Annotated in this window: 24 protein-coding genes; 11 read left to right on the top strand and 13 right to left on the bottom strand. The window is 56.2% G+C overall.

All coding sequences use genetic code 11. The features are described from left to right. Positions 1-11: 11 nt before the first annotated feature. Positions 12-962: a YcaO-like family protein gene (locus J7399_RS20430; protein WP_209089822.1), complete on the bottom strand. Its 951-nt coding sequence runs from the start codon at positions 960-962 to the stop codon at positions 12-14. A gap of 69 nt (positions 963-1,031) precedes the next feature. Between J7399_RS20430 and J7399_RS20425 the strand changes: the two genes are divergently transcribed. Together J7399_RS20425 and J7399_RS20420 are read left to right on the top strand one after the other, a co-directional pair. Next, complete coding sequence (locus J7399_RS20425; RefSeq protein ID WP_209089819.1) at positions 1,032-1,367, top strand: hypothetical protein; 336 nt, start codon at positions 1,032-1,034, stop codon at positions 1,365-1,367. 32 nt (positions 1,368-1,399) lie between these two features. Next, the gene (locus J7399_RS20420) at positions 1,400-3,028 is read left to right on the top strand and encodes a hypothetical protein (protein ID WP_209089816.1); all 1,629 of its coding nucleotides are present in this window, start codon (positions 1,400-1,402) and stop codon (positions 3,026-3,028) included. A gap of 14 nt (positions 3,029-3,042) precedes the next feature. On the opposite strand, the gene J7399_RS20415 is transcribed toward J7399_RS20420, so the two are convergent. After that, positions 3,043-3,357 (bottom strand): hypothetical protein, encoded by a 315-nt coding sequence (locus J7399_RS20415; RefSeq protein WP_348539492.1) that lies wholly within the window; start codon positions 3,355-3,357, stop codon positions 3,043-3,045. 299 nt (positions 3,358-3,656) lie between these two features. On the opposite strand from J7399_RS20415, the gene J7399_RS20410 reads away from it, so the two are divergent. Genes J7399_RS20410 through J7399_RS20395 form a run of 4 tightly spaced genes read left to right on the top strand, consistent with a single transcriptional unit; the run spans position 3,657 to position 8,057 of the window. Continuing rightward, positions 3,657-5,171 carry an FAD-binding domain-containing protein gene (locus tag J7399_RS20410; protein WP_209089814.1) on the top strand — a complete coding sequence of 505 codons (1,515 nt, stop codon included), beginning with the start codon at positions 3,657-3,659 and terminating at the stop codon, positions 5,169-5,171. Further along, positions 5,168-5,305, top strand: coding sequence for a DUF2256 domain-containing protein (locus J7399_RS21235; protein ID WP_209089811.1), 138 nt, complete (start codon positions 5,168-5,170; stop codon positions 5,303-5,305). Before J7399_RS20410 ends, J7399_RS21235 begins: the two co-directional genes overlap by 4 nt. Beyond that, positions 5,302-6,537 (top strand): FAD-binding domain-containing protein, encoded by a 1,236-nt coding sequence (locus J7399_RS20400; RefSeq protein WP_209089808.1) that lies wholly within the window; start codon positions 5,302-5,304, stop codon positions 6,535-6,537. Before J7399_RS21235 ends, J7399_RS20400 begins: the two co-directional genes overlap by 4 nt. Positions 6,538-6,563: 26 nt before the next feature. Beyond that, complete coding sequence (locus tag J7399_RS20395) at positions 6,564-8,057, top strand: cryptochrome/photolyase family protein (protein ID WP_209089798.1); 1,494 nt, start codon at positions 6,564-6,566, stop codon at positions 8,055-8,057. A 293-nt stretch (positions 8,058-8,350) separates the two neighbouring features. On the opposite strand, the gene J7399_RS20390 is transcribed toward J7399_RS20395, so the two are convergent. After that, positions 8,351-10,636 carry an ATP-binding protein gene (locus J7399_RS20390; protein WP_209089795.1) on the bottom strand — a complete coding sequence of 762 codons (2,286 nt, stop codon included), beginning with the start codon at positions 10,634-10,636 and terminating at the stop codon, positions 8,351-8,353. 918 nt (positions 10,637-11,554) lie between these two features. Continuing rightward, positions 11,555-12,319, bottom strand: coding sequence for a helix-turn-helix domain-containing protein (locus tag J7399_RS20385; protein ID WP_209089792.1), 765 nt, complete (start codon positions 12,317-12,319; stop codon positions 11,555-11,557). 299 nt (positions 12,320-12,618) lie between these two features. Between J7399_RS20385 and J7399_RS20380 the strand changes: the two genes are divergently transcribed. The 3 genes from J7399_RS20380 (at position 12,619) to J7399_RS20370 (ending at position 15,475) form a co-directional block, all read left to right on the top strand. Next, positions 12,619-13,599 carry a sialic acid TRAP transporter substrate-binding protein SiaP gene (locus J7399_RS20380; protein ID WP_209089787.1) on the top strand — a complete coding sequence of 327 codons (981 nt, stop codon included), beginning with the start codon at positions 12,619-12,621 and terminating at the stop codon, positions 13,597-13,599. Positions 13,600-13,663: 64 nt separating this feature from the next. Beyond that, on the top strand, positions 13,664-14,191 hold the full coding sequence (locus J7399_RS20375; protein ID WP_209089784.1) for a TRAP transporter small permease: 528 nt from the start codon (positions 13,664-13,666) through the stop codon (positions 14,189-14,191). A gap of 6 nt (positions 14,192-14,197) precedes the next feature. After that, a complete protein-coding gene (locus J7399_RS20370; protein ID WP_209089781.1) occupies positions 14,198-15,475 on the top strand; it encodes a TRAP transporter large permease in 1,278 nt (425 codons plus the stop codon). A 428-nt stretch (positions 15,476-15,903) separates the two neighbouring features. On the opposite strand, the gene J7399_RS20365 is transcribed toward J7399_RS20370, so the two are convergent. The 8 genes from J7399_RS20365 to J7399_RS20330 are packed head-to-tail and all read right to left on the bottom strand — an operon-like array spanning position 15,904 to position 23,003. After that, positions 15,904-16,347 carry an SRPBCC family protein gene (locus tag J7399_RS20365; RefSeq protein WP_209089772.1) on the bottom strand — a complete coding sequence of 148 codons (444 nt, stop codon included), beginning with the start codon at positions 16,345-16,347 and terminating at the stop codon, positions 15,904-15,906. Next, positions 16,347-17,207, bottom strand: a complete 861-nt coding sequence (locus J7399_RS20360) for a phosphoenolpyruvate hydrolase family protein (RefSeq protein WP_209089769.1) — start codon at positions 17,205-17,207, stop codon at positions 16,347-16,349. The genes J7399_RS20365 and J7399_RS20360 overlap by 1 nt, the downstream gene beginning before the upstream one ends. 1 nt (position 17,208) lies before the next feature. Beyond that, positions 17,209-18,417 carry a Tm-1-like ATP-binding domain-containing protein gene (locus J7399_RS20355; RefSeq protein ID WP_247743002.1) on the bottom strand — a complete coding sequence of 403 codons (1,209 nt, stop codon included), beginning with the start codon at positions 18,415-18,417 and terminating at the stop codon, positions 17,209-17,211. Positions 18,418-18,446: 29 nt separating this feature from the next. After that, positions 18,447-19,166: an ABC transporter ATP-binding protein gene (locus tag J7399_RS20350; RefSeq protein ID WP_209089763.1), complete on the bottom strand. Its 720-nt coding sequence runs from the start codon at positions 19,164-19,166 to the stop codon at positions 18,447-18,449. Then, a complete protein-coding gene (locus tag J7399_RS20345) occupies positions 19,156-19,929 on the bottom strand; it encodes an ABC transporter ATP-binding protein (protein WP_209089761.1) in 774 nt (257 codons plus the stop codon). The genes J7399_RS20350 and J7399_RS20345 overlap by 11 nt, the downstream gene beginning before the upstream one ends. After that, positions 19,920-21,158 (bottom strand): ABC transporter substrate-binding protein, encoded by a 1,239-nt coding sequence (locus tag J7399_RS20340; protein ID WP_209089759.1) that lies wholly within the window; start codon positions 21,156-21,158, stop codon positions 19,920-19,922. Before J7399_RS20340 ends, J7399_RS20345 begins: the two co-directional genes overlap by 10 nt. Position 21,159: 1 nt before the next feature. Then, the gene (locus J7399_RS20335) at positions 21,160-22,137 is read right to left on the bottom strand and encodes a branched-chain amino acid ABC transporter permease (RefSeq protein ID WP_209089757.1); all 978 of its coding nucleotides are present in this window, start codon (positions 22,135-22,137) and stop codon (positions 21,160-21,162) included. Next, a complete protein-coding gene (locus tag J7399_RS20330; protein ID WP_209089755.1) occupies positions 22,137-23,003 on the bottom strand; it encodes a branched-chain amino acid ABC transporter permease in 867 nt (288 codons plus the stop codon). The genes J7399_RS20335 and J7399_RS20330 overlap by 1 nt, the downstream gene beginning before the upstream one ends. Positions 23,004-23,191: 188 nt before the next feature. Between J7399_RS20330 and J7399_RS20325 the strand changes: the two genes are divergently transcribed. Beyond that, a complete protein-coding gene (locus J7399_RS20325; RefSeq protein ID WP_209089752.1) occupies positions 23,192-23,833 on the top strand; it encodes a phosphoenolpyruvate hydrolase family protein in 642 nt (213 codons plus the stop codon). After that, positions 23,830-25,545 (top strand): phosphoenolpyruvate hydrolase family protein, encoded by a 1,716-nt coding sequence (locus tag J7399_RS20320; protein ID WP_209089744.1) that lies wholly within the window; start codon positions 23,830-23,832, stop codon positions 25,543-25,545. Before J7399_RS20325 ends, J7399_RS20320 begins: the two co-directional genes overlap by 4 nt. A 228-nt stretch (positions 25,546-25,773) precedes the next feature. Here J7399_RS20320 and J7399_RS20315 read toward each other — a convergent pair. Then, positions 25,774-25,927 (bottom strand): integrase core domain-containing protein (locus J7399_RS20315; RefSeq protein ID WP_209089866.1); only part of this gene is annotated, 154 nt, incomplete at its 5' end.

The raw sequence follows: 25,927 nt of genomic DNA, 5'->3' as shown, positions 1-25,927 counted from the left end.
TTATGAGCATATCAACTCATAACAGGCACGGCCTTTACAACAGGCAGAGGTATGTCTGCAGCGGTCATGTCAAACACAGCAACCGGTTTGCCCAAGACATTGGCCGCGTACTCCAGAGCGCGATTAAGATCGGGTGGCAAAGTTTGCCATGCTTCGCGGCTAAACTTTTGCTGTGGCGACATCGGCCGATCCCCTCGCGCACCACGGTAGAGCTCAAAGAAACGCGCCTCCTCAGCGTCCATATCCTTTGGCGTGACCCCTTTGTGGTCCAAAGTGACCATATTGCGCCACGACACGATTGCTTCCCCTGCCGCGCTCAATGCTCCCTGTTCCAAGTCGTTGGCAAAAGCCGTGCCATAGCTAGGCCGCCCACCATCGAAATCACTGCACACGGCGCGCACAAGTAGCCCAATGTCGGGGACCGGCTGCACATGGATGTCAAGTTTGCGCAAATGCCGCGATAGCCACGCATTTAGGGCTTGCGGCAAACAGTCTGGCGCGACGCGGTGAGTATACTCCCCCATCTGATCCAAGGCATGCTCAAGGCATTCATAGACCGCGCGCAAAGCAGCATCAGCATGTGTTTGTCCTGCTGCGGCCCCTTTGGAGGTAACGGCGCCATTGGTGTCTGGCGCCCCAATCGCCAAGGCCGCCCTCGGCATTTCGTATGAACCACCACCTAACGCAATCAGACTGTGGCAGGTCCGATCCTGATCTGAACTGTATTGCAGGGCGTAACGCTCAATTGCCTCAAAACCCGACAATCGCGCAGCCTGTTCGGGAGTATCCGCTACCCCGAAAGCCACCCGCCGCTTCATCGCTCCTGGCGGAGAAATGCTGCCCGCACGCAGCTCGATCAGCCGAAACGCCACATGAATTGGGGCGTTGTCAGGAAAGTCGGCAAAGGATGGTTTGGAAATAAGTTTCCCGGTTTCGGCACTTTGAATGAATGTGTCGGTCATTTTCAGTTCCGGCAAACTGCTTAAGGGGTTATTAACTATTATTATTGAACTAGAAAAAGGACTTTTGGAATGGCACGATTGAAACTGAATGACAGTTTCTCACTTAAGGAACTTGGCCACGCAATTCTTGAACTGGCGGCTGCGTCCGATCAGTCGCAAGGCGCAAACCGCGAAGCAGGCGAAAAATCCATTCGGAACATGTTCGCCGGCACCAGCGAAAGCGGCGAGTCCCTGAACCCGGAGATTACTTTTGTATACGATAGCCCAAAACAGGTTCACGTGGTGATCCCGGATATCTCCTCAAAGAGAGGCAAACCCGAACCCTCCCCTCTGGACGAGTATGATCTGCGCGATATCGCAGCCGAAGCTATGGGTGAAATCTCGGTCCGCGGGTGCGGCAAGTAACAAAGGCTTTGCGGCCTGTCTGACGGATGACCATGAGCCAAGCTCGAACCAAGATTTTCCTTTCGGGCCCGTTTCAGATCATCTGCGATGATGGGCGGGACGCAACGCCGCGCGGCACCAAGGCCAAAGCGCTGATCGCGCTGGTCTTGTTGTCAAAAAACACGGTCCGCAGCCGGGTCTGGATTCAGGACCGGCTGTGGAGCACAAGCGCTCCGGCGCAGGGAGCCTCTTCACTGCGCAAAGAGCTGAGCGTGCTGACCAAACATTTCGGCAAGTTCGGCCTCGATTTTCTGGAAATCGATCGTGAAACCGTTACCATCAAACTGGACACGCTTGAGGTCGATTTGTTTGATGAGCAGTTGTTGCCGGACCGCTCTGAATTGCTCGAAGGACTGGACGTCGCTGATCCGGAATTTGAGGACTGGCTGACCTTAGAACGGCAGGCCTATTGGGATCTCGAAACAAGTGAGGAAACCCCTAACGGATTGCCGTTTCAGCCAAGAGGGCTACCCCAATGGGGACGTCAGCGCCCCACCGTTATGGTCGAACAGATGGAGCAGGTCGGCAGTGATGCCGAATTGGATATTGCAGCGAGCTCAATCCACGACGAACTCATGTTCTTACTCGGAACGCTTTCCGATGTGATTGAATTGCGGGATGCCAGCCGCCAGGAAGGCCCGGTCGAGGGGTACATCTTAAGCGGACGGGTGATCATCGGCGCCGAGGGTATGCGTGTTTCTGCGCAGTTGACCTCGTCACTCGACAAAACCTGTCTTTGGGCGGGACGTTTCCGGTTTCAGGCACAAGACACGTTTAATGCCGTCGAAGAAATTTCAATGCAGGTCGTACAGGCCTTGCAGCTGAACCTGCGTGACGGCCACTGGTCCGACATCTGGTCCTCGCGCACCACCACAACCGAAATCTGGACCGCCTTTCAGCAAGGTCGCATTCAGGAAAGCCACACCACACAGGACGGGCTAAGGTGTGCAATCCAACAATATGAGACCTGTCTTTCACTGGATGAGGGCTATTTGCCTGCCCACGTCGCGATCGGGTTTTGCCGGTTGGACATGATCCGCTTGGGTATGGATACCACGCCTGAGCAGACACTCAATCAGGTGATTTCTACCTGCCAGACTCTGCGTGCAAGCCACCCCAATGATGCCTATTGCGCAGCACTTGAGGCATTTACCCGCAATGTCGCTGGCGAAACCAGCGAGGCTTGCCGCCTTATGCAACAGGTTCTGGATCAGTTTCAGAACAGTCCCGAACTGCTCGGATATCACGCAGGGCTTTTGGGGTATGACGATCAACTCGATGGCGAGATCGCGCTGTGCCGTCAGGCCCTCGCACTCACCCCCCACCCGCCAATCTGGATCGAGGCCAATTTGGCCATGGCGCTGGCCTTGTCCGGTGACCAGAGCGCATGGCAACACGCCCATAATGTGCTGCGCGTCAGCCCAGGCAGCGTACGCGCGCGCGTGGTGCTATGTGTTTTATCCGCGGACGCAAAAAACCTACCACTCGCCCGCAGACACGCTCGCCAAATCCGTGACCTGCAACCCAGCTTTACCGCAGAAAACTGGGCCTGGCCGACCTGCTTCAAGAATGGTGAGCATTATACTTGGGTTGCAAACCTCCTGCGCGTCGCTGGGTTATGAGCGGCGACCAATACTTAAAGGTCGGTGATGGTGCCTTCGAACAGTTCGGCAGCCAGTCCTATTGTCTCCGACAAAGTTGGATGAGGGTGCACGGTCAATGTGATATCTTCTGTATCCGCTCCCATCTCTATCGCCAAGGCGATCTCAGCGATCAGATCGCCCGCGCCCTGACCAACAACACCCCCTCCAAGAATCCGCTTGGTATCGGGATTTGATCGGCTCCTCTTCTCGCCCCATGGATGATGATCGGCCCGATGCCATCCACAAAAAGTCGTTTCAAAAATTGGTGTCCTGCGCTTTGGCTTCCTGTTTCTGTTAAACCGCTCCATGCTACCTCAGGATCGCAATAGGTGACGGAAGGGATTACCCCTTCACCAAAGACTGCCTTATGAGCGGCATTGGCTTCAGCCGCGAAATGGCCTTAGTCAAGAGCTTCAGCCACTTGCCAAATTTGGCCGCGGAGCCCCAGTCAAATATTGCTGCAGCAGCTGCCCAACCAGCGGCATAATCCAAATAGCGCATACCCAAATTTCAAGCAATCAACGCGCTCTATCAGCGCTTTTTCTGATCTGTTACGCGACATCACGCGTATGATCTCAAACAAAAACTCACAAAGAGAAGCGCGGGTTTGCAAGTCGTTTGGTTCAAGCGGGATTTACGTGTCTCAGATCATGCTGCCTTGGCTCAGGCCGCACGGCGTGGTCCTGTGCTGCCGCTTTATGTCGTTGAACCAGGCCTGTGGCTGCAACCGGACGCATCAGAGCGGCAGTGGGGTTTTGTGGCGGAAACCCTTGCTGAACTGCGCGACGAAACCGGACGGCTCGGACAGCCACTCATTGTTCGAGTTGGCACAGTGATCGAGACCTTTGAAGCCCTAAAGAAACGAGGCTACCTGGATGCACTTTGGTCGCATGAAGAGACAGGAAACGACTGGACCTATCGCAGGGACAAAGAGGTTGCAGCCTGGTGCGACGAAGCTGGCGTGCCATGGTATGAGCTTCAGAACCACGGCGTAATTCGCCGACTGAAATCCAGAAACGGGTGGGCCAATCGTTGGGACGCACAGATGGTGCAACCAACAGTATCCCCTCCGCAGCTTACACCACTGGGCCTCGAGCTTGGCACGCTTCCCAGCGCCAAAGACCTAGGACTGCAAGAGACACCCTGTCCCCACCGGCAGGCGGGCGGGCGTAAAGTGGCATTGGAGGTTCTGAGCAGCTTTCTGAACAAGCGCGGCGAGCAGTATCAACGGTTGATGTCCAGCCCATTGCGAGGGGCCGCCGCCTGCTCGCGGTTGTCCCCATACCTTGCATGGGGCGCAGTATCGATCCGCGAAGTTGCTCAGGCCACAGAAGCCGCCCGGTGCGCGTTGCCAGCAGGCGCCACGGAATGGCAGAAATCGATGCGGTCTTTCTCCGCCCGTTTGCACTGGCACTGCCATTTCATTCAAAAGCTGGAAGACGAACCCCAGATCGAGTTTCGCAATCTGCACCCGTTGTATGACGATTTGCGCCCCAAAGACCCAGAAGCGGAAATTCTACATGCGTGGTCGTCGGGCGAAACAGGTTATCCGTTTCTGGATGCCTGCATGCGGTCTTTGCGCGCCACGGGCTGGTTGAATTTTCGTATGCGCGCGATGGTGATGGCCACCGCGAGCTATCATCTGTGGCTGCACTGGCGCGCGCCGGGGCTACATCTGGCAAGGATGTTTACAGACTATGAACCCGGTATTCACTGGAGCCAGGTCCAGATGCAATCCGGCACAACCGGTATCAACACTGTCCGCATCTACAATCCGGTCAAGCAAGGTTTGGATCAGGACCCAAAAGGCAGGTTCATTCGCCGCTGGGTGCCTGAGCTGGCCGAGATAACAGATCAAGATCTCCATGAGCCATGGAACGCGGAAAACGCCGATGCCGTTATTGATCAAAGATATCCGAGGCGTGTTTTTGACCACTTGGCGGCGGCAAAGGCCGCACGAGAAAAGGTTTGGGCGGTGCGGCGGCGGGCTGAATTTCGAGATCAGGCACAGGCCATTGCCGCCAAACATGCCAGCCGCAAATCCGGGCGCGCCCACAAGAGAAAATCAAAGATCGCCGCGAACCCTGCCCAACTCAGCCTGCCCCTCGGAGACGTCACATGAAAATGCGCAAAAAAGCGGATTTGCCGCAGAAACTCTGCCCAGTTTGCAAACGACCCTTCGCGTGGCGCAAAAAATGGGAGAGGGACTGGGAGGCCGTCAAATACTGTTCGCAACGTTGCAAGGCGGCCGCATGACCTCGGGATTTGAAGAGCTGGACGACCCTCTGGAACAGGTGCGGTTTGAACCCACGCGAAAAGCGGGTTTGACACGTCTGGAACAGTTTGTATCTCGCACTGGACGTCACTATGCGCGCACCCGGAATTATGATTTCGGGTCTGACAGACGCAACAATGTTTCCGTGCTGTCGCCTTGGCTGAGGCACCGCCTAGTGACTGAGGAAGAAGTGCTTTTTCGTGTACTGGCGGCCCATGGGGAGAAAGCTGCCGAGAAATTCATACAAGAAGTGTTTTGGCGCACCTATTTTAAGGGCTGGCTGGAACAGCGGCCAAGTGTCTGGACCAGCTATCAGAGAAACCTTCTGGCGTGCCTAAAGCGGCTGGAAGGCGATGACGCGTTAAACACCACGTATCAGGATGCGATCTCCGGCAGCACTGGCATCGATTGTTTTGATCATTGGATGAAAGAGCTCACCGCTACCGGCTATATTCACAATCACGCGCGGATGTGGGTGGCCTCAATCTGGATTTTCACGCTCAGGCTGCCATGGGAATTGGGGGCGGATGTCTTCATGCGCCATCTTGTAGACGGGGATCCTGCCTCAAACACGTTGAGCTGGCGCTGGGTGGCTGGGCTCCATACGAAGAGGAAGACCTATCTGGCGCGCCCCGACAATATCGCAAAATACACCAATGGCAGGTTTCAGCCTCAAGGTTTGGCCGATATCGCAGAACCTTTGGTTGAAACGGAACAGCATCCGCGCATCGCGCTCCACGCCCGTTCAAATCAGCCGCCCACGCAGCCATATCTGCTCCTGATCACAGAAGAAGACATGGAGGTGGCAAACACCGTACCATGTCCGCTCGTCGATGTGATTGGCTTAACGGCGACACATGGCCGCTCACCTGGCCAGATCGGCGATGTGGCATCAAGTTTCGCGAAGGACGCCATGGATAGCGCATTGTTGCCTTTTGGGAAGGTCGGAGAGGCCCATGAGGATTGGGCGGAACCCCTGATCAGGGCAGCCAAAGAATGCAACGTCAACACCATCGTCACACCTTATTGCCCTGTTGGCCCAGCCCGCGCGCGGCTGGACGCCGCCGAGCCGAAACTGCGCGCCGCTGGAATACACCTGCATCGGATTTTGCGCCCTTATGATGCGCGTTCTTGGCCGCATGCCAAGGCCGGCTTCTTTGGTCTCAAGAAAAAGATCCCCTCCATCCTGCGTGAGCTGGATCTGGTCCGCTGAGCCCATCACTCAAACCGAGAAACACCGTGACATACGCCGCTCTTGTGCTTCCAAATCAATTATTTGCCCAGCACCCCGCCTTTGATTTTCCATTGCAAAAGGTGGCCTTGTTTGAGGACCCTTTGTTCTTTGGCGATCCGCAATATCCCACTCAGATGCACAAACAGAAGCTCTGGCTCCATCGGGCGAGCATGGCCAGATATCAACAAGAGTTGGAGGCCAAAGGGCTTGATGTGGAGCTCATCCCATATGAACCTTGCACCAAAGCTTGCTTGCACCTTTTCGAACGGCTCGCCGCCCAGCAGATCTCTCATGTCGTCATGGCCGACCCCGTCGATTTCATCGCTGAGAGACGGCTGCGGCAGGCGGCCGCCGAGGTGGGGCTCGCGCTTGAAGTCCTGCCTTCACCCGGCTTTCTGAACACGCGCGCCGACAATCAAGCGTGGTCTGCCGGGCGCAAACGCTGGTTTATGGCGGAATACTATAAAAGCCAACGCCGCCGTTTGAACGTCCTGATGGACGGCGATGCCCCCTTGGGCGGTCAATGGAGTTTTGACGAAGACAATCGCAAGAAGGTGCCCAAAGCGCTTTTGCAAAGCCTGCCCTGGATAGACTGGCCCCACCACGACGATATCGATCAAGCCGCGAAAGACAGCGTTCTGAGCGACTTTCCAAACGCGCCTGGACATCTCGACACCCTTTATTATCCAACGTCGCACCGCGCGGCCTCAGATTGGCTAGATCAGTTTCTTGAAAGGCGCTTTGCGCAGTTCGGTGATTTTGAAGATGCCATTGTGCAGGGAGAGAGTTGGCTTTGGCACGCCGTTCTAACGCCTGTCTTAAACATTGGGTTGATCACGCCCGATAAGGTTTTGAGCGCAACCCTGGACTACGCCAAGCGCAAAAAATTTCCGCTCAATTCGGTCGAAGGTTTCATCCGCCAGATCATTGGCTGGCGCGAGTTTATGCGCGCCACCTATGAGGATCTGGGCGTGCGCATGCGGACCTCAAACCACTGGGGTCATGGTCGGCCAATGCCTGCTGCCTTCTATGAAGGCACCACCGGAATTGCCCCGATTGACGACACAATCAAACGTATTTTGGAAACCGGCTATTGCCACCACACAGAGCGGTTGATGGTGCTGGGCGGCTTTATGTTTCTGTGCGAGATCAAGCCAGATGATGTCTACCGCTGGTTTATGGAAATGTTTGTGGACAGCTATGACTGGGTCATGGTTCCCAACGTCTATGCCATGAGCCAACATGCTGACGGTGGTCTGATCACCACCAAGCCATATTTTTCCGGGTCAAACTACATTCGCAAAATGAGCCATTGGCCCAAAGGAGATTGGTCCGACACTTGGGACGGACTATATTGGCGCTTCATCTTCAAACATTCCGACGCGCTCGCCAAAAATCCCCGCTGGGCCATGATTTGCCGGACAGGCGCAAAGATTTCACCGGAGGCAAAAGCGAAGCATTTAGAAAACGCCGAAGAGTTTCTGAGTGGTCTGGCATGAATGAGGCCAAACATGAGGTTATTGAAGCGCAAATAGCGTTGCTAAGTCCGCTTGAACTCTCAATGCCCGCAGAGCTTAGTTCGCTCTCACTTACATTCCTGAAAACGCAAGATGCAAGGCAATGATCTGCGTCCGACACCAGCCCGCTAAAAGCGCTCATATTCGACACACCAGCTCAACTATCTCCACAGACCTACAATCCGGTGAGGAACCAGTGGGCAAAATTGCATGGCCAGATCGACAATGCACCAACAAGCATACTAGACCAGTCGAATAAGGCAGCTCAGAATGCGCTATGTCGAAAGAAACCCCGCTATCCGATCCAGCACCTCACCAGCTCGATAAGGCTTGGCAAGGTAGTCATCCATACCACAGGCTAAGAACCTCTCGCGCTCACCTTGATTCACATGCGCGGTCACGGCAATGATTGGCGTATAGGAGGATGTGTCTGCCTCCAACTCGCGGATTTTCTGGGTCGCCTGTAAACCATCCATCACAGGCATGGAGACATCCATCAGGATCATACGGGGCTGGTGGCTTTGATAGCGCTCAATGGCCTCAACCCCGTTTTTAGCAACTACAAAACGATAGTTGTGCTTTTTTACAATCGCCATAAGCAAGCGCTGATTGGTCATGTTGTCATCACAGATCAAAACGTCCACTGCGCCCGTTGCTCCCTCGTCATCAGAGTCCACAAGAGGCGTGGAAACAGGGCTTTCAGATGCAATGGGCTTGGGCGCTTCGGCCAATAGTTTGAAACCATCCGGGCTCAGAAGGCGCATCATAGCATTGCGCAGTTGCGTCGCTTGCAGGGGTTTCATCAAATGGACAATCCCGCTAGTGGCTTGCATGTCCAGTTCCGTCGGCGTCGACTGAACAGAGTTCAACTGCAAAATTGGTAACGCATCGCTTTGGTTGTGTGACATCTCCTGCCATACCGACAGGCTACCTTCGTCAACGATCACGAGATCTGCCTGCGGAAGAGACTGATCCGAACATCTCTCTGAGTAAACCACATGTGTCGCAGCGCCCCAGGCCGTCAGCAACTCCAACAAGATGGCACGCCGCGCTGTGTCATTATCCGCCACCAAAACAGTTTTGCCGCCAATCTGCGCCTTGGCATCCTGTGCGAGCGTTACGTCTGAAGCGGCTTTCAGGTTGATTTCAAAAGCGAACGTCGACCCGTGGCCCAAAGTGCTTTCGACAGAGATGTCCCCATCCATAAGGGTGATCAGCGTCGAACTGATCGCCAACCCCAGCCCGGTCCCGTCATGACTGCGCGTGTACGTCCCGTCCACTTGGGCAAACTCATCAAAAACGCGGCCCAGCTCATGCTCCGGGATACCGCATCCTGTGTCCTGCACACGGCACACCAGACGCCATTGACCATCCGTGTCGCAGGCTCCGGTGACATCAACCCGCACAAATCCGCTATCTGTAAATTTGATGGCGTTGCTCACGAAATTCAGCACCACCTGCTGCAGTCGACCTGCGTCACCGACAAAAGTCTTGGGTAAGACCGGATCGACCCGTACTGTCAGATCAAGGTCTTTTTCGGCTGCACGCGCAGACATAAGTGCACCAACACTTTCAAACACTTGCGTCAGTGCAAAAGGCTGTACCTGAATTGTCATCTGACCGGCGCGCAGCTTGGAGAGATCCAAGATGTCGTTGATGATGGTCAGAAGCGATGTACCGCAACTGTTGATGGTCGCGACAAACTGGCTTTGCTGCGGGTCCAGAGCTGTATCCGCCAAAAGGTCGGCTGTGCCGATGACACCGTTCAAAGGTGTGCGAATTTCATGGCTCATCACCGCAAGAAACTCTGTTTTGGCACGATCTGCCGCCTCAGCGCGTTCTTCAGCCTCTTTCACCTCAGTTACATCAATTTCGCTGGTCAAAATGACGATATCACCGTCAACCGCATCCACGCGTTTTTGCATGATAATCTCATGCCAACGTTCTCCAAAAGTGGTCTGAACGCGCGCAACCTTACGCGTGTCTTCTCCCACGCAAAGCTCTGTCAGAAGCTCATCAGCAACCTCAGCATCCACAAATCGCGACCAAAAAGATTTCTTGGGATCATAGGTCTCTCGTGCTGCAGGATTCTGATAAAGCGTTTCACCATTCTCCATATGAAGAGAGATCGCAACCGGTGTATGCAATAGCGCTTCAGCACTGCGAACGGTGGTTGGCGCGCGCTGCTTATCACTTGTCCCTTCACACAACATGGCAATACGTCCATCAGGCAACGTCACGCCCAGCAACGTCACATTCAGATGCTGAGGTTTGCCATCAGGATACAATGTCCAGGATTCATTCAACACAAGGTCAGGGTTCGACAAATCTGCCCGATACTGCTGAAGACGCGCATGGACCGTATCGGACATGTCTGCCCCCAGATCACGAGAGCGCAGCTCGTCCAACGTCACCGCATCCCAAACACGTAACGCGGCTGCATTGGCCCAAATGACGCGCTTTGCGTCGAAATCATAAATCCACATTGCCGTCGCAAGTCGATCTGTCTGGCGTGCAACAAGATCATGCAAATCCTGTACATTCGCTGGAGCAAATTCCATTACCACGTTGCCTTTTGATTGGTGGACCAACTGCGAATTTCTGTCAGGAGCGCCCAGGTATTGCATTTGTGAAATTGTGTTGGGATCTTGACACTCGCCAAATGTCTCTTTGCATCGGAGAAGCTTATCAGGCCAGGCACCCTATTTGGTGCAAATGAAGGTATTTGTCTCAATAGGCAAGTGACCAAGCAAAAGGTGTGGTTACAGGTGCTCAAGTTTCCCAACCAAATGCGTGGGAAACAAACCCTTTTTGTCGCGCCTTGGCTGAAGCCGCACAAGAGTCCAGTGTGACATTTCATACAACAGCGTTTCCTCCCTCACCAAACACCGATACTAAACTGCCGCAAAAGAGTACAATACCGCGTTAACACCGCTGCGTTAATGTGGGCCTAGTCGCAGCTTTTCCGTCGCCAATCTATGGTGGACATGATCACGCTGATGATAGGCTGGCCAAGCTCTTGCGTGAGATCCCAGTTTTGGCGGCGATCAGCATCGGTTTCGTTCTAAGCAATCGCACTTAGGGCCGAAGAACGGACCCAAAAGGCAGTGCCAAAAGCACCGAAGCTCATACTCCTAGCTAACTGACTGCACCGCCCCATCCGACACACAAAGCACGCCAAATGCAAAGCAATATTGCCAAGCGCAAACACTTAAGTTCGATGTTCGTCTTAGCTCTGACTGAAGCCAGTAGCAGAATGCAACAAGTGTGAAATTTGTCCTTTTTCATGCGCTATTCGCTGGTTTCGGGGGAAAACAACGCCTCTACCGAGCTAGGCTTAGCCGAGGAGCATGAACTCTCTAGTCAAATTTTGCTTTGAGAGGCCGAAAACCCACGGGCAGCACAACCTCTCCAAGTTGGAAGCGAACAACAATTGCGTCCTGCCCTAAATCAGACTGACGAGACTGATATTGAACATATCAGGCGCGTAGAATCGAAGTCGCGATGGTGTTTCTGATCTTTAGAAGCTCGGCCTCAATCTCTTCCACATCAGCCTCACATGTGGCGTTGTTGGCGTAAGGCACCGTGAGTGCTCCATGAAGTTGTCCGCCCAAAGAAACCAACGGCACGGAGAGATCCACAACTCCGCCCATAAAACGGCTGTTGAAGCGCAATACTCCATTCTGAGCCAAAGATCCGCGGTATTCTTCCAAGTCGTCGGAGCAAAATTCTGGGTTTCGCTCTCGAATGCGCGCCTCAGTCTCTGAGTAGTGAAATGGGTTCATTGCACAGAGCATTACGATACCCGATGCCGAGTCTTCCAACGGTCTGCGAGAACCAATGGGTACGCTGATTGACATCCGCAGAGGCGGTTCCCATCGCTTCATAACAACCATCTCATCGCCGCTTGGTAAAACCAATTGGCATGGTGCACCTGTACGGGTAGAAAAGCGGTCCGCCATCGGTGAAATCGCCTCAAAAATATCTTTTATAATTGGGGCACTAAGTCCCATCTCCAGCAGTTTAGATGTGGTCACATACCCATAGCCCGCCCCTGCTTTTTCCAAAAAACCCTCAGCTTCCAAAACCGCGATCATCCGAAACACTTCGTTTCGGTTGCGACCGAGTTCGGCGGCAATGTCCTGGGTGCTTAGCGGCTCTGGCGCTTTGCTCACAATCTCAAGAATTTTCAGCCCACGCGTGAGAGCTGGTGCGGAATAGGAGGATTGAGTCGATTTCGTCATGCGTCACCCTTTCGTATTTGACACACTGTTTCAAATATGCAAATCATTCAACCCACATCAGGGAGGAAGATGTGAGTTGATGCCAGATTTGGAGACATCTCGCAGGGCGCAATCGTCGAAAAAACGCAGCTTGTTGCAAAGCTGCGCAGTACGCCATCGTTCCAAAGACCTCCTCAGTTTGGATTTGAGCGCCCCTCCAAAAAGCCGGGACAAAACCTCGGTTTCCGTAAGAACACCGCTCTTAGCGAACGCACCAGCATTTTAGCCAAAAGTTTCAAAACATACCCAGGGAGAAAAAAATGAAACTACATCACATCCGCACCGTTGCCCTAGGCGCAACTTTGGCGCTCACTGCAAGCGTATCCACCGCTTGGGCGCAGGAAGTCCTACGCTTTGGCCACGTCTATGAAGCCTCAACGCCATACCACGCAGCAGCAGAGCGGGCCGCAGACCTACTGGAGAAGGTCACCGAAGGTCGCTACACGATGGAGGTGTTCCCAGCTTCCCAACTTGGCAAAGAAGCTGCGCTGAACGAAGCCTTGTCTCTGGGCACGGTCGATGTGATCTACACAGGTATTGCTTTCTTGGGTCAGTCTTATGGTCCGATCAGCATCTCTGATTATCCCTTCACGATGCGCTCTTACGACCACTGGAAAGCCTACGTCGGTTCCGACTTGTTTGCAGAAATGAGCGAGGCCTACAGCAAGGTTTCCGGCAACACCATTGCCGCAATGACTTACTATGGTGCACGCCACGTCACTTCCAACAAGCCAATCATGTCGCCAGAAGATATGGACGGGCTGAAAATCCGCACGCCAAATGCGCCTGCTTATCAGATGTTCCCAAAAGCAACTGGTGCAAATCCAACACCAATGGCCTTCGCGGAGGTCTATCTCGCTTTGCAACAAGGCGTTGTAGACGCGCAGGAAAACCCACTGCCAACCATCCAGTTTAAAAAGTTCCATGAAGTGCAGTCCAACATCAACTTAACGGGCCACATCACCAACTCTCTGGCAATGGTAGTGTCGCCGGTCACCCTCGGCAAAATGGGCGATGACGGCCAAGCCCTTCTGAATGCTTTGGCGGAAGCCGCCTCTAGCACCTCTGATGAAATTGTTGCCTCAGAGGCAGAACTCGCTGATTGGTTCCGCGCACAGGGCGTGACCGTCAACGAAGTGGATCGCAAACCCTTCATGGATGCGGTGTCTCCAATGCTGACCAGCGCAGATGTGCCTTGGACGCCAGAGATCTTCGCGCGCCTGCAAGCGATCAAAGAATAAAAATGGTTCTGGGCCTGCCAATTTCGATCGGCAGGCTCAGCAACATATGGAAAGGAAAGGTCCGATGAAGGACATGACCCAAGCGCCTGAAATCGATTTTGACGCCCTGGCTCAAGAAGACGAGCTGCACTTCAATAACTTCAAAATCAGCATAGCCGATTACCCACTTCTCGCGCTTTTTGCGGCGTTGTTTTGTGTTGTGTTCCTGCAGTTCTTCACCCGCTACGTCCTCAACGACTCAATCGCATGGACGGAGGAAGCGGCGCGGTATCTCCTGATCTTGCTGAGTTTTTGCGGTGCAATCCGCTGTCAGGTGATGGGGTCGCACATCGCACTCGAATTTGTAGACAAGTATTATGGCCGTCACCTGAAGTGGGTCCATCTCTTTGCTCTACTGGCGAGTTGTGCACTGTTTTTGACCATCCTGTGGTCAGCTTGGGAGCTTATCCAGCGCACTTCGTTTCAGCAAATGGTCTCTCTCCCTTTCCCTAAATACTACCTTTACGCGGGCGTGATGGCTCTGGCCGGGATCAATGCATTGATCATCATTCTACAGTTCTTCACACGACTGAAATCCGCGACACGGAGCTAAGAACCCATGGGCCTCTTCATACTTTTCGCATCGCTCTTTGGTTTGATGCTGCTGCGCATGCCAATCGCATTCTCGCTCGCGCTTTCCTCCTTCGCCTACATTCTGCATTCCGGCCTACCGCCAGTTTTATTGATGCATAACATGGTCAATGGCATGGACAGCTTTCCGCTACTGGCCATCCCCTTCTTTATCCTTGCCGGTGCGCTGATGAACTCTGCCGGCATCACCGCGCGTATCTTCGGTTTTGCCCGCGCCATTGTGGGCTGGATGCATGGCGGTCTTGGCCACGTGAACATCGGCGCAAGTATTATCTTCGCAGGGATGTCCGGCGCTGCAGTGGCTGACGCCGGTGGTCTTGGCGCAATTGAAATCAAAGCCATGCGCGAAGCGGGCTATGATGACGATTTCAGCGTGGGCGTCACCGCAGCGTCATCCACCATCGGCCCCATCATTCCGCCTTCATTGCCTTTGGTGATCTTTGGCGTCATGGCATCGGTCTCGATTGGCCAATTGTTCGTCGCTGGCATTGTGCCAGGCTTGATGATGGCGGGCGCTCTGTCGGTGATGGTGTGGTGGATGTCTCGCAAACGCGCCTATCCCCGCGACGTTGCTTTTAGCGCCACCCTGATTGGCACCCGCTTCAAGGCAGCCTTCTTGCCCCTGATGACCCCAGTTATCATCGTCGGTGGCATTGTGTCCGGCGCATTCACACCAACTGAGGCAGCCATCTGCGCGGCGGCTTATGCGCTGGTGCTAGGCACTTTGGTCTACCGAACACTCACTCTGCGCAAACTTGCCGTGATTTCTTTGGAAACCATCGAAACCACGGCCGCGATTATGCTGATAGTTGGTGCAGCCTCTGTGTTTGCTTGGATTTTGACAGCCAATCAGATCGCCACTCAATTTGCTGAATTCGTGTTGTCCTTCACCGACAGCAAAGCCGTAGTATTGCTGCTGATCATGGCGATCGTTCTGATCGTGGGCCTCTTCATGGAGACCATCGCCGCAATCTCGATTCTGGTGCCTGTCTTGATGCCTGTGGCCGCGCAATTCGGGATCGACCCCATTCACCTTGGCATCATCGTCATTTTGAACCTGATGCTGGGCTTGTTGACGCCACCTGTGGGCATGGTGCTATTTGTACTCTCCCGGGTCTCAAAAGTGCCCTTTGAGCAGTGTGTAAAGGCCACCCTGCCCTTCTTAGTTCCGCTGATTGGCGTACTCCTGCTGCTCACCTTCATACCGCAGCTGGTGCTTTGGCTGCCTGAACTGCTCTATGGATGAGCCAGTTTTTGTGACAATCACGAAGTCGAAATGCCCACATTAGAGCCAGCGATCAAAGGTTAGCTCTGTTCGGTTTTGTATTGTGTTACCTTCACAACGTTTCACGTTCGGTCGCTACAAACATCAAGAGCCACGTCGAGGGCTACCTCAGTGCGGCTACCGAGCGAAGAAGACTGACATTGGCCCGCCTAAGTGCGCTGTGTCGGGTGAAATTATTGCGCAGGTTGCCAACAGGCACTGTGCAACAGGCCAAAGCGGTGGCCGACAACACCTAAGTGCTGCGCCGCGCTCTGGGCCGGGTCGACAGATTTCGCGATGTCTCCAACCTGACCGGCGCGCATCGCTGCCATCTAACTTCAATGATCATTGCACTTCGAAAGAGACGAAAAAATTGCTGGCCAAGACTTAACCGGCCAGCAAGCAAGACCTCACCCCTTAAAGCTGTCCTCGAGAGCACGAAACCCGCCGACAAACACATCATTGGCCACGAAATCATGCCAATGCTGGGTCTGACCGTCTCCGGCCTCAAAATCTGCCCACCATTCCGCAAAAGTCTCGTTGCGGTCAGTGATCGGCGTGAATTTCATCTTGGCGATGTAGTTCACAAACGGCAAAGGCCCATTGGGGAGCATGTCATATGACAACGTGTGCTCGAGATCGGAGATCGCCAGCAGCGTTTCGCGGATGCGGCCAGAGCCATCGGTTAGGGCAAAGTTGCGCACGCAGCCCACCTCGCCATTGGCATGCCCCTCTTCGATCTTACTGTCCGTGGCGGCAGGGTGCCAGCTCGGCAGCCCGTTAAAATCGCGCACTCGCTCCCAGACCTGCGCCACCGGCACAGCGATAACGGTAGAAGAATAAGATTTGATCATCAGGCAACTCCCTTTTTGGCTGCGGTCCCGCAACGCATTGCGCCGAATTTTGCGGTTTGCTCGGAAATGGCGCGCTCGGTCGGCAAGCGCTCCATCGATGAGGCACCATAGAACCCATGACAGTCAGGGCAAAGATCAAGGAAGGCTTGCGCATCCTCAGGCTCGGCCAGCGGGCCGCCATGGCAGATAAAGATCAGGTCGTCGCGGTGCGCGCGGGCCGCCGCCGCCCATTCATCATAAAGGCGCGCGCAGTCTTCGATTGTCGGTGCGCTATCGCCCGCGCCGATTGCGCCACCTGTGGTCAGGCCGAAATGCGCCACGATGACATCTGCGCCCGCTTTGGCCATGTCCGCTGCGTTCTCAGCGCTGAACACATATGGCGTGGTCAGCAGATCGCGCTGGCGCGCCTTCGCGATCATCTCAACTTCCATCTCATAAGACATGCCCGTCGCTTCAAGCTCCTGGCGGAAACGGCCGTCAATGATGCCCACGGTGGGGAAATTCTGCACACCGGCAAAGCCCATGCCTGCCAAATCATCGAGAAACTCATCCATAATGCAGAACGGGTCGGTCGCGTTCACACCCGCCAAAACCGGAGTATTTTTCACGACGGGCAGCACTTCTCGCCCCATGTCTTTGACGATCTCATTGGCATTGCCATAAGACATATAGCCCGCGAGCGAGCCGCGTCCGGCCATGCGATAGCGGCCTGAATTGTAGATGACAATCAGGTCAATTCCGCCTGCTTCTTCGCATTTGGCCGACAGGCCCGTGCCCGCGCCGCCGCCGATGATGACCTTCTCTGCCGCGATCTTCGCGCGCAACCGATCAAGGATGTCTTTGCGTCCTGTAACCGCCATGTCAGCTGTCCTTTTCCGTATAGATTTCTTTGAAGCTGCTGATCGCCGCCGCGGCGAAAGCAGGGTCGTTGATATGCATGTCCAGCTCGACAAGCTGGCGATCTGCCGTGATCTTCACGGTGTCGCGCAACGCCTGAAACAGCGCGGCGTTTGCCTCTGGATCGTGGAATGCGCCGCCTTCGATATCGAGCGCCGACACCCCGCGCAGCGGCAGCAAGAAGCGCACCGGCCCTTTGCAGGCATTGAGCTTTTCACCAATCCACCGCCCGATCTGGGCGCATTCCTCGGCTGTGGACCGCATCAATGTCACTTGAGCGTTGTGGTGATAAAACGTGCGTCCCTTGAACTCGGCCGGCACGGACTCTGGCGACCAGAAATTCACCATATCGAGTGCGCCGCAAGAGCCTACGTAAGGGATCCCGGTCCGGGCCACGGCATCCAGCCGCTCTTCACCCGCAGACAGAAATCCGCCCACAATCAGGTCGCATATTTCGGTGGTTGTGATGTCCAGCGCACCGGCGATCTCCCCCTGATCGATCAGCTGCTCCATTGAGCGACCACCAGAGCCAGTGGCGTGGAACACCAGACAATCAAACGCGTTCGACAATTCGTCGGTGATGGCCTGGACCGCTGGTGTGGTCACACCAAACATCGAGAGGACCAAAGCCGGGCGATCATCCGCGCTCTCAGGAATGGCGTGGGTCATCATACCTTTCAACGCGTGGGCCGCATTGGCCAGCAGCTTGCGCGACACGCGGTTGATCCCGGACACGTCCGTGACCGGATGGAACATATTCACATCCGACGCGCCCACATAGGCTGAGACATCGCCAGAGGCGAGCGTAGAGACCAACACCTTTGGAAGGCCAATGGGCAATGCCTGCATGGCAGGGGCAATAATGCCCGACCCGCCGGAGCCGCCCAGACCGATGATGCCGCCCAGATCTTCCTGCCCCAATACATAAGCCTCAAGCGCCTTGGACATTTCGACCACGGCGCGCCCGCGATCGTTCACGAACACCGTGGCAGGGCCTTCAGGATGGCAGGCCGCGACGGTTGCCGCGCTGACATCCGCCACCTCTTCGCCGCCTTTGGTGCCGACATTGACCAGAACTGTCGGCGTTCCAGCAGCTTCAATCAGATCGCGCACATATGACAGCTCCGCTGCTTTTGTGTCCGCCGTGCCAACGACATAGGCTTTCTTGATCATCTTCACGTTCTTCTCCTCCTGCCGCTGCCTCAGCCCGCCTGCCCGGGCTCAAGCCCCAGATGTCGCTTTTGCATGGCGGTATCTTCCTCAAGCGCCTGCGCGGTCATCCGCTCGACCACCTCGCCGCCAACCATGATCGCCACATCTTTGACCGAGGCCAAAGCCGCATGCAGGTTCTGTTCGACCAAAAGCACCGCGATGCCTTCTTGGGCGATCAATTCGATCAGTTTCACCACATCCGAAACAATTGCCGGGGCCAGCCCCTCGGTCGGCTCATCCAGAACCATCAGACGCGGGTTCAGTAACAGCGCGCGGCCGATGGCCAACATCTGCTGCTCACCGCCTGATAGCGCATTGCCCAAATTCCGGCGACGTTCCTTAAGGCGCGGGAAGGTCGCGTAAACCCGGTCAATCGTCCACGCGCCGCCTTTGCGCGCCACAATTTTCAGGTGCTCTTCAACCGTCAGCGAGCGGAACACACGCCGCCCCTGCGGCACATAACCGATGCCCATGCTGGCGCGTTTTTCCGGGGCCAGCCCGGACAGATCAACGCCGTCAAAGCGGATCGTCCCGGCTGAGTTCGGGTGCAGGCCCAGAATGGTATTGCACAGGCTGGTCTTCCCCATGCCGTTGCGTCCCAGAATGCCCAGCGGCCGGTCGCCCAGATTCAGATCCACCCCATGCAAAACATGGCTCGAACCATAGCGCAGGTCGAGCCCGCGTATTTCAAGCAAAGCGTCAGTGGCCATGTGCGCCCCCGATATAAACTTCATGCACCTGTTCATTGCGCATGATCTCGTCAGGCGCGCCTTCGGCCAGCATCCGGCCGTTATAGAGAACCGACACACTTTCAGAGGTTTGCAATGCAATATCCATGTCATGCTCGATCAGCACGACAGTCACGTCTTTGGGCAGTGACATCAGCAATGCACTCAGCTTGGGGCGCTCCGCCGGAGACAGGCCTGCCGCCGGCTCATCAAGGAGCAGAATTTTAGGGTTCTCCGCCAGAGCAATGCCAATCTCGAGCTGCCTGCGCTGACCGTGGCTCAGCTCGGACACTTCGCGGCTCAGCACATCGGCGACGCCGGCGACATGGGCCAGCCGCTCTGCCTCGACCATGCGTGCGTCGGTCTTGCGCACGGGCATGATCTGACCCCAGCCGCCGCGCACCCCGGCCACCGCCAGAAACATAGTTTCCTGCACGGTTAGCCCGTTGAACAGATGGGCGTGCTGATACGTCCGGCGCAGCCCACGCCGAATGCGTTTGTTGATCGGCTCGCGTGTCACCTCTTTTCCAAAGAGGGTGATCGAGCCGGTCGATGCGCTCAGATCGCCGGTCAGCACATTAAACAGGCTGGTCTTGCCCGCCCCGTTCGGACCAAGGATCGCGCGGCGTTCGCCGGGACGGACTGACAGGGTGATGTCCTGCACAGCCCAGAACCCGCCGAAGCGCTTGCCAATGCCCTGAGCTTCCAGGGCATTGACGGTGGTATTTGCAGCACTTATGGGCACGAAGGATTGTCCCGGCTCACCGGACCTGCGGCCAGGAAGGTTTCTTTTTCCTGCCCCAGCAGCTGGTTCACATCGCGCACAACTTTCACCACGCGGTTGCCCAGAGTGCCGTCCTCACGTTCAAACACTTCGGTCACAAAGTTGTCGACGATGCCGTTGCGGTTTTCGTCCAGACGCATGGTGCCGCCGGTCGGGGTGACAAATGTCAGATCGGTCAGAGCTGCGCGAAACGCTTCCTGATCGCTCGACAGATCCGCGTCCACCTCGTCCAGAGCCAGCATCGCCGCCTTGGCGCTCATGTAGTAGTGATGCGCAAAGATCGAGGGGGCCGAGAAACCATCGGGAAAGGCTTCGGTGTAGCTGGCAGTGAAGGCTTTCCACTCTTCGCCGTCATAATCGCTCACCGTCGGGGTGCCTGCAGGCGCGCCAACCAGGAGCTTCTTGAAAGGACCTTTGGAGTCAAGGATCGATTGGTCGATGGTGATCGAGCCGCCGATGATCGGTTTGTCGCCACCCGCCTGGCTGTACTGCGTCAGGAAGTTGACCGCATCCGCGCCGCCAAGCGCGACAAAGATCGCGTCCACATCCTGTGGGATCGAATACACAACCGAGGAGTAATCCTTGTTCCCGATAGGGGTCCAGAACTTCTCAGGCACCTTGCCACCAGCTTTGCAGTACTCGCTCATAAAGCCCAGAACCTGCGTGTAGGGGAAGGAATAGTCTTCGGCGATCACGGCCACCGTTTCATAGCCCATTTCGTTGTAGGCATAGTCGCCCACACCCACCATCCACTGGGCACCGTCGCCACCAAAGCGGAAGAAGTTTTCGGAGCTGTCACGCAGCGTGGTGTCCTGTGCGGCAGAAGAGCCGTTAAGGAAGGTCACAGCCGGGTAAGATTTGGACAGATCGCGCAGCGCCAGACCTTCGGACCCAGACAGCGGGCCCACGATCATGTCAACGCCATCCTGCTCGATCAGCTTGCGGGCCGCGTTCACTGCGCTGTCAGGGCTTGCGTCCGAGGACATGGTGATCACTTCAATGGACTTGCCGTCCACTTCACCGCCCACTTCTTTTACCGCCAATTCGGCGCCACGGATGCCATCCTGACCCAGCGCGGCAAAAGCGCCTTCAAGGATCGAGATCACTCCGATTTTGATGTCGGCGGCCGAGGCCGGCACGGCCATCGCGCTGAGCGCGAGCACCGATGCTGCGAGTTTGAGCTTGTTCATGTTAAGGTTCCTCCCTTTTGATTTGCTCAATTTGTTGTCTTGGGCGCAGGCGCGCGCCCCAGTCCGTCACAAGCTGCTGCAACCCGTTGGGCGCTGCGATCACGATCAGCAACAGAACGGCGCCGATCAGTGTGTTGAAGCGTTCGCGGTCAATCAGATCGACAGCAAAAGTGTCGAGCAGAACAAAGACCACCGCTCCGACAAACGCCCCGCTGGGGTGGCGCAGACCACCGATCACCGCGATGATTAGCAGGTCGATGATGGGCCCCAGCCCGACCGAAAAGGACGACACACGCTCCTGATACCAGGCATTCAGAATGCCACCGGTTCCGGCCAGAAAACCCGAGAAGGCAAAGGCTGCGACAATCGGCGTGGTGACTGAAATCCCCAGAGCCAGCACGCGCCCTGGCGCGTCGCGCACAGCCTGAATGGCCAGCCCCAGAGGCGAGCGGACAAAGCCGTTGACCAGCACCAGCGCAATCACGGCAATTGCCAATGAGAGAAGGTAAAGCGGCAGCGGATCACGCAGGCTCATGTCGCCAATCATCGGAGCGCGCACGCCGGAGAAACCGGTCCAGCCATTAAAGAAGGTGTAGTTCTGGCGGGTGAAGTAGAAGAAAGCCACGCCAATCGCCAAAGTGATCATGATGGCGTAGATCCCGCGTGACCGACGCGCGATCAGGCCGACAATCGCACCCGAAAGGGTCGCCAACACCAAGGCCAGCGGCACCGTCAGCCAGAAGGATAACTCAGTGCCCACACCCACAGTGTTCGGCCCGAAATAGGCGACGGTGTATCCCGCCACTCCGGCCAACGTGGCCTGCGCAAAGGAGACAACGCCAAGATATGTGGCCAGAAAGCTCAGGCTCAGCGCCATAACTCCAAGGATCAGCGCGCGGGTCGCAACCTGGGTCAGCCAGAAATCATTCAACATCAGAGGCAGGAGCAAAAGCGGGGTCAGGATTGCAGCGTGTTTCATTATTGTTCAGCCTTTCCAAGCAGCCCCTGCGGGCGCACCGCGAGAACCAGCACCATGATTGCGAAGGTGAAAACGACACCATAGGTCGGCGCATAGGCGAGCCCGTATTGCTCGGCGAGCCCCACCAAAAGCGCCCCAAGCGCCGCACCACCGATTGAGCCCATGCCGCCCACTATCACCACAACAAGCGACGACAGCAGGAATTGCAGATCCGTGCCCGGCGCAATCGACAACGCACTCGCCGAAACCACACCTGCCATGCCAGCCAGCAAACCACCAAGGGCAAAGACCAGAACAAAGATGCGATTGATCGGATAGCCAAGCGCCCGCAGCATGTCTTGGTCATCCACACCTGCGCGGATCACGGCGCCAAATCGGGTCTTTTGGATCAAGAGCCACAGCGCAATGCCCGCCACCAAGGCAAAGCCCATCAGCGCCAGACGGATATTGGCATAGCCCACGCCGAGGATCGGTAAACGCTGACCGCCCGCCAATGCCTCCGGCAGCTCAACCTGATAGGTGATACCGCCCCAATACCACAGCATCAGGTCCGCCATGATGATCGAAATCGCGATAGAAGCCAACGTCTGGCGCAGTTCGTCGCCCTGCATCCAGCCTAGAACGCCGAACTGAACCAACGCCCCTGCCAAGGCCGCCGCAACACCACCGCCCATGACGCCAAGCGCCCAGGAACCGGTGAGGTCAACAACGCTATACCCGACATAGCCGCCCAACAGCAAAAGCGCGCCATGCGCCATATTCACGGTCCGCATCAGACCAAAGATGAGGCTGAAGCCGCTGGCTGCGAGAAAGTAGAGCGCTGCCAGCGTCAAACCGTTCAAGGTGACAATAAGAAAAAGTGTCATGAGTCCTCCGTTGCCGAAGACCATGCCGGAAATTTCTGCAAGGGCGCAGATCTTGATGAATTGTCGTGCGAAAAATTAATCTATTATTTTCAGGTACTTAGATAATCATCAAGAAGCCGTTCTTTGCAAATACCGGAAATTTTCAGAATTTACTTCCAATTAAGACCTATTTCTTCCTACAAATCGGAATGCAGAAACTGACCCTGACCGGACATTGCGTCACAGCACCTGTCCCGCGAAACCGCATCTATTGCCCTGTGCTTGATGGCCTGACACCCCGTCAGGCGGATCTGTCTTTTGTGATGCCGCGCATGGATCACAACCGGGCGCTGCGCGAAACGGCAAACCAGGGCGACTGGGCGTCGATACTGGCCAGCGATCCGTTTGGCTCCACCTCCGCCTTCTTCGCGCGCCTCAAAGAGTTAGGGTATAAAGGCGTGGCAAACTGGCCCTCCTCGATCCTTTTGGAAGGCATCTTAAAGGAGACAATGGCCACAATCCCCGCCACGCCAGAGTTTGAATATGACGTTCTCGCGTCGGCGCAGAGCGCGGGGTTGGATGCGATGGCGTTCTTTCTGTCCTTGCAACAGGCACGTGCAGCCATGAAGGCCGGCCTCAAGCGGTTGGTGCTGCACCCGGGATTGCTGGTCTCAGAAGGTGGCATCGCGCCAGACATGGTACTCGGATCTCTACAAAGGTTAATCAACGCGCTCAAATCCGAGGCTTCGACTGTCGAAGTGCTGGTCTATACGTCCGCATGGCACGAGAAGTCACTGCCACTCAGCACGTTGACCGCAGACGGGGTGATCTGGTTTGGGGGCGCGCCATGAGTACATCCGAAAAACCCTTCCTCTTTGCGGCCGTCGTCGGCTCGGGCCTGACGGCAAAAGCCGCGGACAAAGCCGGCGCGGATTACTTGCTTGCGCTCAACGCAGGCCGGTTCAGGGTGCAAGGCGCATCATCATTGACCAGCTTCCTACCGGTCCGTTCTGCAAATGATTGGGTGATCGAATTTGCCGAACGTGAAATGCTTGGCCGCTGCGATGCTCCGTTGACAGCCGGATACTCCGTCAGCGACCCGACCCTCGATATCGAAAACCTTGTCAGCCGCACCCGCGATCTGGGCTTTTCCGGCATCTGCAACTTTCCCTCCACAACCCTGCTTGACGGGCGCATTTCCGAAGTTCTGGAGCAAGAGGGTTTGGGCTTTGCGCGTGAGCTTGACCTCGTGCGCCTCGCCTCCAAGGCCGGGCTGACCTCTTTCGCATATGTACGCACGAACCAACAGGCGCGCAGGATGGTTGATGCGGGCGCCACGGCGATCTGCGTGAATGTCGGCTTTACCAGCGGCGCGACCGGGGTCAGCACCCATTTGACTTTGGACACGGCCGCCCGGCTGATTGATCGGGTGCTGGAGGGTGTGCCAGCCACCGTCGACAAGCTCTGCCACGGCGGCCCGATCACATCTCCCGAGGAGGCCTTGGCCGTCACGCGCATCTGCAGGGTCGAAGGCTTTGTGGCCGGCTCCACGCTGGACCGCTTGCCTGTCGAGCAAACCCTGAACGAAGTGACGCGCGGCTTCACCGCCATCCCCGCGCTGGCGCGCAGTTCCTCCAGCTCAGAAAGCTCCGGTCACGACCTCGTCGGCTCGTCCCATGCCATGCAACACATCCGCGCTGATCTTAATGACCTTGCCCACGCGGATATCCCCGTTCTGCTCGTCGGAGAAACCGGCACAGGCAAAAGCCGCGCCGCACTGCACCTTCATGAAAGCGGCCCCGCCGCGCGGCGTCAGCCGGTTGTGGTCGATTGTCCTGCCCTGACCTCAGAAGATGGCGCAACCTATCTGTTAGGGCGCGGTGGCGGCAGCAGCGGAAGCCAGCGCGGCGCGCTTGAACAGGCGGCGGGCAGCACGGTGATCCTTGACGAAGTCTCAGCTCTTGCCTTGGACCATCAGGGCAAGCTCATGAAATTCGCAGATGAAAGGGTCGTGCAGCGCGTCGGCGATCATACTCTCCGCGATGTGTCGGCCCGGATCATTTCCACCACCTGCGAACAGCTTGACGAGATCGCTGAGACCGGCGCATTTCGCCGTGACCTGTTTTATCGCCTCTCCGGTCACGAAGTCATCCTGCCCCCGCTGCGCGAGCGAGTGGATGACATCCCCGAGCTCGCCCTGCATCTGGGACGCAAGCAGACCGGCATGGAACCAAAATTCTCAAACGCCGCCCTACGCGCGCTTTTAGAGCACCCTTGGCCCGGCAATGTGCGCGAACTCGGCTTTGCCGTGCAGCGCGCCATCCGCAATGCAAATGGCGGCACCATCGACCTGCGCGCGGTCGAGTTCCTGCGCAGTAAGCCGCAAACGGCCCCTGCCACACCTGAAGAGCCCGCACTCCCCGCAACCGCTAAATCCGAAAAAGTATGGATCGCCGAAGCCCTGGCCCGCAACGGTTTCCGCCGCGGCCAGACCGCCGCAGAGCTCGGCATCACCACACGCACGCTCTACAACAAAATAAAAAAACATGGCCTGCAGACCTGATAAAGCGGCACTGAAGGAAACAGCAGCGCGAGCTTGGCGCGATGGCTGACCATTAGTCTAACGTCTGATCGCTTCAAAACTGGGGCCGCTAAATGTCCGCACTGACGGACACTTCGGAGCTTCAATACTCGGGCTGAGATGTCCCCCTTGGAAAGCTTCTAAATGACCTAGATGTCGTGCGCACATCGACTAATTGATCAGCCCCACCTGAGTGGTCCAATTTGAATGTTAGTGCATTCTCGGCCTGGGTTTCAACGGGACGATGGTTTCCGGGGCCGGCGGGCGGTAGCCCAAGGCACTGTGTGGTCGCTTGGTGTTGTAGTGTTTCCTCCATTGTTCAATCAGGATTTGCGCCTCTCGCAAGCTGTAGAAGACCTCACCG

Origin of the sequence: Shimia sp. R9_1, from assembly GCF_017743775.1 — a bacterium.
GTDB lineage: Bacteria > Pseudomonadota > Alphaproteobacteria > Rhodobacterales > Rhodobacteraceae > Shimia.
Note: the sequence above shows the minus strand (reverse complement) of the source record. Positions and strands in the feature narration are given on the sequence as shown.